This is a genomic window from Pseudomonas sp. 13B_3.2_Bac1 (assembly GCF_025466205.1).
GTDB lineage: Bacteria > Pseudomonadota > Gammaproteobacteria > Pseudomonadales > Pseudomonadaceae > Aquipseudomonas > Aquipseudomonas fluorescens_H.
This window is the reverse complement of record NZ_JANLOG010000103.1, coordinates 1-12,316: the sequence shown is the minus strand read 5'-3', so window position 1 is coordinate 12,316 and position 12,316 is coordinate 1. Positions and strand designations below refer to the sequence as shown.

Sequence of the window (12,316 nt, the reverse complement as noted above, 5' to 3'; positions counted from 1 at the left end):
TGCGCAGGCCTTTTTACCGATCTTCAGGAAACCAGGTAACCCTTTACCCCGGTGAAGATGATCTGCGCCGCCAGCGCGCAGACGAACAGTCCCATCAGGCGGCTGACGATCTGCAAGCCTTGATCGCCGAGGATGCGCTCGATGTGATTGGACAGGTACAGCACTACCCCGACGGTGAAGCTGGCCAGGGTAATACTCATGATCGCGGTCAGTTTGTCGTCCCAGTGCGGCTGGCTGACGCCCATCACCAGCAGGGCGCCGATGGTGCCCGGGCCGACCGTCAACGGAATGGTCAGCGGGACGATGGTCACATCCTGCTGCACGTTGTCACTTTGCACCACCGGTTTGCCCTGGGCCATGCCCAGCGCCGAGATGAACAGCACGCTGCCGGCACCGATGCGGAACGCGTCCGCAGTGATCCCGAACACGTCGAAAATCACCCGTCCGAACAGATACAGCAGGACGCTGGAGACCAGCGTGGCAATCGCCACTTTCCAGGCCAGGCGCCGCTGTTCCTTGCGCGAGTAGCCACGGGTCAGGCTGATGAAGCAGGACAACACGAAGAACGGGCTGTAGAGCACCAGCATCTTCAGGTAAACGCTGAATAACACGTGGAGCATGAGGGCGGCTCGCATCCGGAGAGGGGTGGCAGCGAGTCTATCAGTCGCTTAGTTGCTTGTGTGCGCAGAAGATGCTGCGCACGGCAGTTCATTTTTACGGATTTTATTTTGATCGTTGTGTTGTTCTTTTTTTTGTTAGTTGTTTTTGTTGTTTGGATATGATGTTACAGATTCGGGTTTGTGGTTGTATGTTTGTTTGGTTATTGTTTGATCGCAAGTTCAAGGGGAACTTGTCTGATAATTAATAAGGATTTTATTGTGCATAATCAAGCTGTTCGCGAAAGTTATATTGCTTCTTGTGTTAAAGCGATTGAAGAGTGTGAGATCGACGACCAGTTGGTTATTCGTCCTCACGCCCTGATGGGTATAGGGGACGACGTAGAAGCACCGTCCAAGGGGTCTGTTGTAGGTGAAGGCACGATGGGCTTCGTGGGCAAGATGAGTCTCCAAAACCAACGCGATGCGGCAAACGCTTTCCTCTTCGCGACGCTCGCAGCAAACAAACAGTACCCGGCCGAAGAGCAGGGTAAAGAGTGGTATCTGCGCTTTCGCGAGGTGATGACCCAGGCAGGCTGGACACCTGTCAGAAAGTATTACAGCAACCTGGATGTCGAGGGCACCAGCGTGCGTATGGACAAACTGGTACTGGAAATCCTCGGTTCCGTGGTTGCCGGCGCTGCGCTGCCAGGCCCGGCCAGTGCATTGATGCTCAAGGTGGCGGGAGATGCGATCTCGGCCCTGCAGAAGCGTGATACTGCCGCACTGACGGCTTATGAGCGCAATCTGCTGCAACACGGTGTTGGCGGAATCTCCGCAGGTGCATGTGTTGAAGTCGATGGCGAATCGATCATGGCCCTTGGCACCGTGCGTTTCCAGCGCAGGAATACTTCTACCAAAGTGCTGTTCGTCGATGTCGATGTGCGTAATGTGAACCTGTATCGAGGCGAAACGGTATTTGTCAAAAACACATTAAAAGCGGACTCGGTTCGTGAAGCCATTAACAATAAACTCATCGTTCACAGTGAAAAGATTGTCGATATTGAAATTTGATTGATCAAAAAAAGGCAGCCGGTTTCGGCTGCCTTTTTTGTTATCGGGAGCAATGATATGAATGACGAATATTCAGTATTGATTGTTGGCGGCGCCGTTGTGCTGGTTCCGGTAACGGATGAGCTGGGGCACTATGACGATTTGATCGAGTGCCTGTTGCTGGCGCAATTGGCGGCCAATAAAAAAATCGAAAAGACGGCGGAGATCGACTGGTATGGCGCGTATGTGCAGTTGCTGGATAACTATTGGCTGCGCCACTCCAGAGCTCGACGGCAATGGTCCATCGAAAAGGATAACGTCGAGTCGCTTGGTGATTGGGTCCTCACCGCGATGTTCAGCGACGCTGTGGATAACAGTGGCGCTGCATCTGTAGCGCTGCGACGTCTGGCAGGCCTGTCCGGCACCGAGCCGGCCATGGGTTTGCTGCGCAGACACATCCAGAAGAGCATCCTGGCGTCCGAGTCCGGAGATGGGTTTGCGTCCGCCACGGCTGTGCGCCTGCTGGTGGTCGTCGCGAACACGCCGACCTCCTTGACCAGTGTCTATCTTGAGCTTGCGACTGATCGGGTGCTTGGCGGCAACCCCCTGGCCGAGCTGTTTCAGGCCGAGGATGTGCGCGGCGACGTGTGCATGCGTTACGCCGGTGCCTACTTGTCTGAGACCCTCTATGCTCCGGCACGCGCCGCCGTTGCTCTGAAAATCAGGGACAGGTTGAAGGACAACGTTGTGCGGTTGACGTTGCCCGATGAAGGGGCAGTCAGACAGCTTTGCGCAGCCGATTGAGGCGCAACCGGGCAGGCCTGCTCAGAAGGTCGAGGCCGTGCGGTTCTGCTGATCGCGCTGGGCGACCCAATGTTCGATCAGCTCGCGCAGTTGCGACAGCTCCACCGGTTTGGCCATGTGGCCATCCATCCCGGCCTGACGCGCGCGTTCCTTGTGTTCGGCGAGGATGTGCGCGGTTAGCGCAACGATTGGCGTGCGGATGCGCTGATTGCTGACTTCCCACGCACGCAGTTGCTGGGTTGCCGAGAAGCCATCGAGGATCGGCATTTCGCAGTCCATCAACACCAGGTCGTAACGCTGGGCCTTCATCGCTTGCAGGGCTTCTTCGCCGTTGCTGGCAGTGTCCGGTTGCAGGTTGAGTTTGCCGAGCATGCCGCGAATCACTTTGGTGGAAATGGTGTTGTCTTCGGCGACCAGAATGCGGAAATCGCTCGGCACCTTGGCCGCTGTGGCGGGGGTAACCACTTGTGGCTGGAACACCACCTGACCCTTGTTGCGCTGATTCAATTCGTCGGCCAGCGTGGTCTTGAGCGTATAGCCGGCCACCGGTTTGGCGAGGATGCGTTTGATCCCCGAGTTGCGCGCGATGATCTTGCTCGGCGCATTGCTGATGCCGGTGAGCATGATCAACAGAATGTCGTGGTTGAGGCTCGGGTCTTCCTTGATCTTGGCCGCCAGTTGCATGCCGGTCATGCCGGGCATGTTCTGATCCAGCAGCACCACATCGAAGTAATCACGCAGGTGCGCCTTGGTGCGCAGCAGCGCCAGCGCTTCCTTGCCCGACGGCACGGCGCTGACGTTCAGGCCCCAGGCACTGCATTGCTGCACCAGCACCTTGCGGCAGGTGTCGTTGTCGTCCACCACCAGTACCCGCGCACCTTGCAGCGGGCCGTCGAGGTCGGAGGTCGGGTGTTCGAGGCGATCCGGGTCCAGCGGCAGAGTCAGCCACAGCGTGCTGCCCTGATTGGCACCACTCTTGATCCCGAACTCGCCGTGCATCAGGCGAATCAGCTGTCGCGCGATCACCAGCCCGAGGTTGCCGCCCAGACGGTTGGCGGAGAGGAAATGCTTGCTGTGCAGTTCGGCGTGCAGCAGCGCCTCGCGCTCTTCCGGCTCCATCGGCTGGCCGCTGTCCTGCACGGCGATGCGCAGGCGCGGTTTGACACTGCGCTCGTCGAGGGCAACGACGATCAGCACTTCGCCTTCGTCGGTTTTCTTCAGGGCGTTTTCCAGCAGGCTCAGCAGGGTCTGGCGCAAGCGGGTCGGATCGCCGCTGATCACCCGCGGCACCTGCGGCTGGATGAAACTGATCAGCTCGACGTTCTGCTGTTCGGCCTTGGCGCGGTAGATGCTCAGGCAGTCGTCGATCAGCGCGTTGAGGTCGAACTGCACATCGTCCAGCTCGATCTGCCCGGACTCGAGTTTGGAGATGTCGAGAATCTCGTTGATCAACGTCAGCAGTTCGTTGCCGGCGCTGTGGATGGTTTGCACGTAGTCGCGTTGCTTGACCGACAGCGGCGTGCCCAGCAGCAGCTCGGTCATGCCCAGCACGCCGTTCATCGGGGTGCGGATTTCGTGGCTGATCTTGGCGAGGAATTCGGCCTTGGCGTTGATCTCGGCGTTGCTCGCGGCGAGGTCGCGGCTGATGCTGAAACGGCTTTCGGTGATGCTGCGCTGACGTTCACCCAAGGCGATGCTCATCAGCAGGCCACTGATGCAGATAAACGCCATCAGGGTCATGATCAGGCCTTGCGGCGACACCAGGGTCAGCCCCAGCAACGCCGGCAGAATGATCAGCGTGCCGATGTTGAACACCACCATCCCGGCAACGAACAGCCGCGCCGGACGGTAGCCCTTCTGCCAGTGATAGAAGCCGACCAGCAACATGCTCAGACCGGCCAGGGCCACCAGCGCGTAAGTGATGATGTTCAGCGGCAGGGTGTTGACGAACAACAGCAGCAGGCTGCAGATCACGATGAACAGAATGTCGCCCAGCAACAGTTTGTTCAGCGGGTGCGGGCCGAGCGGGGCGAAGAAGCGCAGGGCGAACATCAGCCCGGCCGGGGCGGTCAGCAGCAGGGCCAGATACGCGCCCGGGGTCTGGATCGCATGCCAGTTCGGCAGCCACGGGCCGGCGAGGTTGAGCAACAGCAACAGGCTCAGGCCCAGCAGGCCTTCGCAGACCGCCAGCCACAGGCTGCTGCGCGAACGCGAATAGGCGTAGCGCACGAGGTTGTGCAGCAGCAACATGCCGAGGCAGCCGAACAGCAGACCGAAGATCAGCGTCTGGTTCTGGTTGGCGGCACTCAGCACCGCCGATTGCAGGGCGATGTGCGGGCGTAGCTGATGGTCGGAAACCATCCGCAGATAGACGTCGAGGGACTTGTCGCTTTGCGGCAGCGGCAGCAGGAAATCGCTGCTCGGCAGTGGCCGTTCGACCTGTGGCTGATGGGTGCCGGAGGTGCGTTGCTCGATCAGCTTGTCGCCGTCCAGCACGTAAAGGCTGAGGTTGGACAGGTCGGGGGCGAAGATTCGCAGCACTTGCTCGTGCTTGCCCGGCGCCAGTTTGAAGCGCAGCCACAGTGCGCCATCGGGCTCGGCCGCCGTGAGGCGATCAAGTTCGATAGGGCTGAATTGATTGGTGTAGCGAGCCGAGCGGATGTCGCTCAGTTGCAGATTGCCCTGATCGTCAAGCAATACCGACCAGCCACTGCCTTGCGCGGCCTGGGCCGGAAGCACGCAGAGCAAGGTCAGCAGCGTGACGGTGAAGCTTATGGCAATCCTGAGCCAGCGCACGGCGAAATCCCTTCGTAGGTTGATGCCAGAATATAACGATGCGCGGCGGCGGAACAGCCCGGCGAGGGACTGCATCCCGCGCCGGACGTGAAGGACAGCTTATTCCTGGGTTTCGCCACGTTCACGGGCAATGGCGCGGTAGCCAATGTCCTTGCGGTAGAAGCAGCCTGCCCAGTCGATGGCGGCGGCCAGCTTGTAGGCTTGCTGCTGCGCTTCGCTGACGCTGGCGCCCATGGCGGTGGCGCAGAGTACGCGACCACCGGCCGTCACCACGTTGCCATCCTTCAGCGCCGTACCGGCGTGGAAGACTTTGCCTTCCAGGCCTGCGGCTGTGTCCAGACCGTTGATCACCGCGCCCTTGGCGTAGTCGTCCGGATAGCCGCCGGCGGCCAGCACGATGCCGACGCTCGGACGTGGATCCCACTGTGCTTCAACCTTGTCCAGCGCTTGCGCCAGAGCGGCTTCGACCAGCAGCACCAGGCTCGACTGCAGACGCAGCATCACCGGTTGGGTCTCCGGGTCGCCGAAGCGGCAGTTGAACTCGATGACTTTCGGGTTGCCGGCCTTGTCGATCATCAGACCGGCGTACAGGAAACCGGTGTAGACGTTGCCTTCTTCGGCCATGCCGCGCACGGTCGGCCAGATCACCTGATCCATCACGCGCTGGTGCACGTCGGCGGTGACCACCGGGGCAGGGGAGTAGGCACCCATGCCGCCGGTGTTCGGGCCGCTGTCGCCGTCGCCAACACGTTTGTGGTCCTGGCTGGTCGCCATCGGCAGGACGTTCTTGCCGTCGACCATGACGATGAACGAGGCTTCTTCGCCGTCGAGGAATTCTTCGATCACCACGCGCGAACCGGCATCACCGAACGCGTTGCCGGCGAGCATGTCACGCACGGCGTCTTCGGCTTCGGCCAGGGTCATGGCAACGATCACGCCTTTACCGGCGGCCAGGCCGTCGGCCTTGATCACGATCGGTGCGCCTTTTTCACGCAGATAAGCCAGGGCCGGCTCGATCTCGGTGAAGTTCTGGTAGTCGGCGGTCGGGATCTTGTGGCGCGCGAGGAAATCCTTGGTGAAGGCTTTCGAGCCTTCCAGTTGCGCAGCACCGGCGGTCGGACCGAAGCAGTCCAGGCCACGGGAGCGGAACAGATCGACCACGCCAGCCACCAGCGGCACTTCCGGGCCGACGATGGTCAGGGAAACGTTTTTCTCGGCAAAGTCGGCCAGTTGCTCAAGGGCCAGCACGTCGATGGCGACGTTCTCGCACTTGGCTTCAATCGCGGTCCCGGCGTTGCCCGGCGCGACGAAAACCTTCTGCACGCGCGGATCCTGAGCCACTTTCCAGGCCAGGGCGTGTTCACGGCCACCGCTGCCAATGATCAAAACATTCATTTCAAAAACCTCGGATGACGCTAATTCTGGAGGCAGCACTGGGCTGCTTTTCTGTGGGAGCGGGCTTGCTCGCGAAAGCGGTGTGTCAGTCGAAACAGTTGTCGCTGACAGATTGCATTCGCGAGCAAGCCCGCTCCCACATTTGTATCGAGTTGAATCAGTGACGGAAGTGGCGCATGCCGGTAAACACCATGGCGATGCCAGCCTCGTCAGCGGCAGCAATCACTTCAGCATCACGCATCGAGCCGCCTGGCTGGATCACCGCAGTGATGCCGACCTTGGCTGCGTTGTCGATGCCGTCGCGGAACGGAAAGAACGCGTCCGAGGCCATGACCGCGCCCTGCACTTGCAGACCGGCATGTTCAGCCTTGATCGCAGCAATACGCGCGGAGTTTACGCGGCTCATCTGGCCAGCGCCGACACCGATGGTCTGACGGTTCTTGGCGTAGACGATGGCGTTGGATTTGACGAACTTGGCCACTTTCCAGGCAAAGATCAGGTCGTGGATTTCCTGTTCGGTCGGTGCACGCTGGGTCACCACTTTCAGGTCGTCGGCGCCGATCATGCCGATGTCGCGGCTCTGCACCAGCAGGCCACCGTTGACGCGCTTGTAGTCCCAGGCCGGAACGCGATCCGCCGACCACTCGCCGCAGGCCAGCAGGCGCACGTTGGCTTTGGCCGCCACAACAGCGCGAGCTTCTGCGCTGACGCTTGGAGCAATGATCACTTCCACGAACTGACGCTCGACGATCGCCTTGGCGGTCTCGGCATCCAGTTCACGGTTGAAGGCGATGATGCCGCCGAAGGCCGACTCGGTGTCGGTGGCGTAGGCCAGTTCGTAGGCCTGGCGGATGCCGCCCTCGGCGTCCGGGCTCACGGCCACGCCGCACGGGTTGGCGTGCTTGACGATCACGCAGGCCGGCTTGACGAAGCTCTTCACGCATTCCAGCGCGGCGTCGGTGTCAGCCACGTTGTTGTACGACAGCTCTTTGCCTTGCAGTTGGGTCGCGGTGGCGATGCCGACTTCAGCAGGCTTGGCTTCCACGTAGAATGCCGCGCTCTGGTGCGGGTTCTCGCCGTAGCGCATTTCCTGAGCCTTGATGAACTGGCTGTTGAAGGTGCGCGGGAATTCGCTGCGGCCTTCGGTGCTCAGCACGTCGGCAGCCTGATTCACGGTGCCCATGTAGTTGGCGATCATGCCGTCGTAGGCGGCGGTGTGTTCGAAGGCCTTGAGCATCAGGTCGAAACGCTGAGCGTAGGTCAGGCCACCGGCCTTGAGGTTTTGCAGAACGTTGGCGTAATCGCTGGCATTCACCACGATCGCCACGTCTTTATGGTTTTTCGCTGCCGAACGGACCATGGTCGGGCCGCCGATGTCGATGTTCTCGATAGCGGTCGGCAGGTCGCAGCCTGGCTTGTTGATGGTGGCTTCGAACGGGTACAGGTTGACTGCAACCAGGTCGATCGGCTTGATGCCGTGCTCGTTCATGATCGCGTCGTCGATACCGCGACGACCGAGGATCCCGCCGTGGATTTTCGGGTGCAGGGTTTTCACCCGACCGTCCATCATTTCCGCGAAACCGGTGTAATCCGCGACTTCCACTGCGGCAACACCGTTGTCGCGCAGCAGCTTGAACGTTCCGCCGGTGGAGAGGATCTCGACGCCGAGGGCTTCAAGCTCCTTGGCGAATTCGAGGATCCCGGTCTTGTCGGAAACGCTGATCAAGGCGCGGCGGATCGGCAGGCGGGTAGTCTGGTCGGTCATCTCAATTTCCATCAAAAGCAAAGGAAGTCAGCAAAAAAGGCGACCGGTTTTACGCGGGCGCCTTTCTGGTTTGATTGAATGCTTACAGCAGATCGTACTGCTTGAGTTTCTTGCGCAGTGTGCCGCGGTTGAGTCCCAGCAGCTCACTGGCCTTGGTCTGGTTGCCCTTGACGTAGTTCATCACGCTTTCGAGCAGGGGAGCCTCGACTTCGGAGAGCACCAGGTTGTACACATCCGTGACGGACGCGCCCTCAAGGTGGGCGAAATAATTGTGCAGCGCCTTCTCGACACTCCCGCGAAGGGTCTGACCTTCTTCGCTCGGGGTATTGAGGTGCTGTTTCAAATTCACGTTGTCGCTCACGGGTGCTGTTCCACTCACTAAAGTCTCGGTCATCATCGTCATGCGGCCACCCCTTCTTCGTCCCCTGTCAGGCTCTTGTAACGCTCGGCGAAAAACTCCCGAACGTTGGCGCATTGTGTTTCCGTACCATCCAAACGATTGAAGTGGGCGCGAAACTCCCTGGCGCCCGGCAAGGTTGCGAGATACCAGCCCACATGCTTGCGGGCAATACGGACACCCATCACATCCCCATAGAAGGCGTGAAGTGCGGCCAGATGCTCCAGCAGGATGCGTTCCACTTCGCTCAGCTCCGGCGCCGGCAATTTCTCGCCGGTACGCAGGAAGTGTTCGATCTCGCGAAAAATCCATGGCCGCCCCTGGGCAGCCCGGCCTATCAGCAGGCCATCGGCACCGGTCGCGTCAAGCACGTAACGGGCCTTTTCCGGCGAATCGATATCGCCATTGGCAAACACCGGCATCGACACCGCCTGCTTGATCGCGGCAATCGTGTCGTACTCGGCTTCGCCGGTGTACAGATCGGCGCGAGTGCGGCCATGCACTGCCAGCGCGGTGATCCCGGCCTGCTCGGCGATCTTCGCCACGGTCAGGCCGTTCTTGTTGTCGCGATCCCATCCGGTGCGGATCTTCAGGGTCACCGGCACATCCACTGCAGCGACCACGGCCTGCAGGATCTCGGTAACCAGTGCTTCGTCTTTCAATAGCGCGGAGCCGGCGGCCTTGTTGCAGACCTTCTTTGCCGGGCAACCCATGTTGATATCAATAATCTGTGCGCCCAGTTCGACGTTGGCCCGTGCCGCATCCGCCAGCATCTGCGCATCGCCACCGGCAATCTGCACCGAGCGTGGCTCGGGATCGCCTTCGTGGATCATGCGCATGCGCGACTTGCGGGTGTTCCACAGGCTCATGTCACTGGTGACCATTTCCGAGACTACAAGCCCTGCGCCCAGACGCTTGCACAGCTGACGAAAGGGCTGGTCGGTGACGCCCGCCATCGGGGCGAGAATCAAACCGTTCTGCAATGTATATGGGCCGATGCGTACCGCCGACATAGGACTTCCCTGAAGTGGGGCCGGATCATGAGAGTTCGAAAAAGGGTTGGCATGATACCCGCTCTCGATGACTGGATAAAGGCTGAATTGAACAAAATCTGAACAGTTATTCTGTTATTGCCAGCGGTTTGGTTGCCGCGGACGAAGTCAGAAAACTGCCGTCAAACCTGAAGCGATGAAGCGATTCACTCGGGCGAGTGGAAACTCAGGCTGTAATTCACCGCTTTGGGGCCTGGATCGAGAATATCCAGCGCGATGTGGATTGGCGTTTGCGGCGGCATTTCCGCCATGCCCTCCAGGTCGCCGTTGAGGTATTCGCCGGGTTTGAAGCGACGACTGGCGATCAGATGACCGTTGAGGTCGGCGAAGCGCAGTTCCAGCAGCGGAAACGGCTGGGAGAACGTCGCGCGGTTGTAGATGATCGCATCCACCACCAGCGCCCCGCTGAACTCCGGATGGCTGCGCACCACCAGATTGCTGCTTTTGATTTTGCCGATGTCGACCTTGGACGGCACCGTGCAGCCGATCTGCGGACAGAACTGCTGGAACCATGGGCGGTACTGATCCTGCCGCGCCAGTTCGTCAAAATGATAGGCGATGTACTGACCTGCCAGACCGGCGGCGGCCAACAGCACCAGCAAGCCCCAGAGCAGGCGTCGGCCCCAGGGCGAACGGCGTTTCTGCCAGTCCAGTTGCAGCGGGTCGTCGGTCAGGTCCTGCAGCACTTCAGCGCGCACGCCGGGTTCGGCACGCTCACGCTTTTTGCGCAGCGGTGCGACCGATGGCAGGTCGTCATCGTCGGGTTCGATGTTGGCCGACAGGCGTTCGCGGCGGGCATTTGGGTCGATCGGGTCGTGCAGGCGCAGTTGCGGGATCGGCGGTTCGTCGTCCAGATCCACCGGCTCCAGCGACAACGAAGGCTCGGTGCGCGTGGTTTTCAGTGGTTCGGCTTCGACGATCTCAGGCTCGACTGCAGCTTCGGGCTCGGGCAGACGCTCATCGTCGCGTGCGCTGAACAGGCTGTCGCGCCACTCCGTTTCATCGCTTTCGTGGCTGTCGCGGCGGGCGCTCAGAGACTCTTCGCGTTGACGACCGAATTCGGTGGTCGGCTGGATTTCCCGTTGTTCGAGCCGGGCGAGTTCTTCGTCCAGATCGAGGCTGTCCAGGTCCAGCTCGTTGGCGCTCCATTGCTTCTGGCTGATGGCGCGCGGCGCGGGCGGTTCGTCGTTGACGGGCGCTTCGACCACCGGCGGCGGCTCGCTGACCACCGGCTGAGACGGTACTGGCTCGACCATGGCCGGCGCCACCGGGGTGACCGCGTCCTTGCCGGCGTGTTGTTCCAGCAGCTGTTTGGCGGCATTGAACACTTGCAGGCAGGCGCCACAGCGAACCACCCCGCGGGCCACGCTCAATTGAGCATGGCTGACGCGGAAGCTGGTTTGGCAATGCGGGCACTGGGTGACGAAGCTGTCAGTCATGCGGCGATCCGGATTATGCAGTCGGTCATTCTAGCGCCGGCGGCCGGTGATACGCACCCAGCCATCGCGATTGGCGATCGGGTCGAGATCGAAGTCCTGCGCATAGGCTGCAGCGACTTCTTCACCTTGTTCGGCGAGGATGCCTGACAGTGCCAGACGACCGCCGGTTTTCACCAGGCCGGACAGCTGCGGCGCCAGGGAAACCAGCGGGCCGGCCAGAATGTTGGCGACCAGAACGTCGGCTTTGACCTGCGGCAAATCTTCCGGCAAGTACAGCGGGAACAGCTCGTCGGCAATATTGTTGCGCCCGGCGTTATCGCGCGAGGCTTCCAGCGCCTGCACGTCGATGTCGGTGCCGACCGCTTCTTTCGCGCCGAGCAGCAGGGCGGCAATCGCCAGAATCCCCGAGCCGCAGCCGAAGTCCAGCACGTTGCAGTCCTTCAGGTCCTGGCCGTCGAGCCATTCCAGGCACAGTGCGGTGGTCGGGTGGGTGCCGGTACCGAACGCCAGGCCCGGGTCCAGCAGCAGGTTGACCGCATCGGGCTCGGGGGCGGCGTGCCAGCTCGGCACGATCCACAGGCGCTGACCGAAACGCATTGGCTGGAAACCGTCCATCCAGCTGCGTTCCCAGTCCTGGTCTTCGATGACTTCGCTGTGATGCTCGGGCAGCGGGCTGCCGGTCAGCAGTTCCAGGTGCGCGAGCACCGGCGCAGGCTCGGTGCCGCCCTCGAACAGGGCCAGCAGGTGCGTGTGCGCCCACAGTGGGGTGGTGTTGAGTTCCGGCTCGAAGATCGGCTGATCTTCGGCGTCCATGAAGGTCACCGAAACGGCGCCGACTTCAAGGAAAGCGTCTTCGTAGGTTTCGGCTTGTTCCGGGCTGATGGCGAGACGTACTTGCAGCCAAGGCATGGCGGGCACCTTTGAAAAAATATGATTGCAGCCTAGCGGCCAGCGAGAAGCGCGCAAGTTTACGCGAGCGCGCAGGTTTTGTGGGAGCTGCATTGCACCCTGTGGGAGCG

Annotated in this window: 10 protein-coding genes; 2 read left to right on the top strand and 8 right to left on the bottom strand. The window is 60.8% G+C overall.

Annotated features, from left to right (window positions below):
* Window positions 1-23: 23 nt before the first annotated feature.
* The gene (locus NTD85_RS15985) at window positions 24-620 is read right to left on the bottom strand and encodes a MarC family protein (RefSeq protein ID WP_003221263.1); all 597 of its coding nucleotides are present in this window, start codon (window positions 618-620) and stop codon (window positions 24-26) included.
* A gap of 258 nt (window positions 621-878) precedes the next feature.
* On the opposite strand from NTD85_RS15985, the gene NTD85_RS15980 reads away from it, so the two are divergent.
* Complete coding sequence (locus tag NTD85_RS15980; RefSeq protein WP_262142650.1) at window positions 879-1,670, top strand: hypothetical protein; 792 nt, start codon at window positions 879-881, stop codon at window positions 1,668-1,670.
* 57 nt (window positions 1,671-1,727) lie between these two features.
* Window positions 1,728-2,453, top strand: a complete 726-nt coding sequence (locus NTD85_RS15975; RefSeq protein ID WP_262142649.1) for a hypothetical protein — start codon at window positions 1,728-1,730, stop codon at window positions 2,451-2,453.
* A 21-nt stretch (window positions 2,454-2,474) separates the two neighbouring features.
* On the opposite strand, the gene NTD85_RS15970 is transcribed toward NTD85_RS15975, so the two are convergent.
* From NTD85_RS15970 to prmA, 7 genes are all read right to left on the bottom strand, one after another.
* Window positions 2,475-5,249 (bottom strand): hybrid sensor histidine kinase/response regulator, encoded by a 2,775-nt coding sequence (locus tag NTD85_RS15970; protein ID WP_262142647.1) that lies wholly within the window; start codon window positions 5,247-5,249, stop codon window positions 2,475-2,477.
* Between the two features lie 99 nt (window positions 5,250-5,348).
* The gene (gene purD / locus NTD85_RS15965) at window positions 5,349-6,644 is read right to left on the bottom strand and encodes a phosphoribosylamine--glycine ligase (RefSeq protein WP_262142646.1); all 1,296 of its coding nucleotides are present in this window, start codon (window positions 6,642-6,644) and stop codon (window positions 5,349-5,351) included.
* Window positions 6,645-6,801: 157 nt separating this feature from the next.
* Window positions 6,802-8,409 carry a bifunctional phosphoribosylaminoimidazolecarboxamide formyltransferase/IMP cyclohydrolase gene (gene purH, locus NTD85_RS15960; protein ID WP_103520952.1) on the bottom strand — a complete coding sequence of 536 codons (1,608 nt, stop codon included), beginning with the start codon at window positions 8,407-8,409 and terminating at the stop codon, window positions 6,802-6,804.
* An 82-nt stretch (window positions 8,410-8,491) separates the two neighbouring features.
* Window positions 8,492-8,812, bottom strand: a complete 321-nt coding sequence (gene fis / locus NTD85_RS15955) for a DNA-binding transcriptional regulator Fis (RefSeq protein WP_003221275.1) — start codon at window positions 8,810-8,812, stop codon at window positions 8,492-8,494.
* Complete coding sequence (gene dusB, locus NTD85_RS15950; protein ID WP_003221277.1) at window positions 8,809-9,819, bottom strand: tRNA dihydrouridine synthase DusB; 1,011 nt, start codon at window positions 9,817-9,819, stop codon at window positions 8,809-8,811. Before dusB ends, fis begins: the two co-directional genes overlap by 4 nt.
* A gap of 185 nt (window positions 9,820-10,004) precedes the next feature.
* A complete protein-coding gene (locus tag NTD85_RS15945; protein WP_262142645.1) occupies window positions 10,005-11,297 on the bottom strand; it encodes a DUF3426 domain-containing protein in 1,293 nt (430 codons plus the stop codon).
* Window positions 11,298-11,327: 30 nt separating this feature from the next.
* Entirely contained in the window at window positions 11,328-12,206 is an 879-nt protein-coding gene (gene prmA / locus NTD85_RS15940; RefSeq protein ID WP_027613592.1) for a 50S ribosomal protein L11 methyltransferase, read from the bottom strand.
* Between the last annotated feature and the right edge of the window lie 110 nt (window positions 12,207-12,316).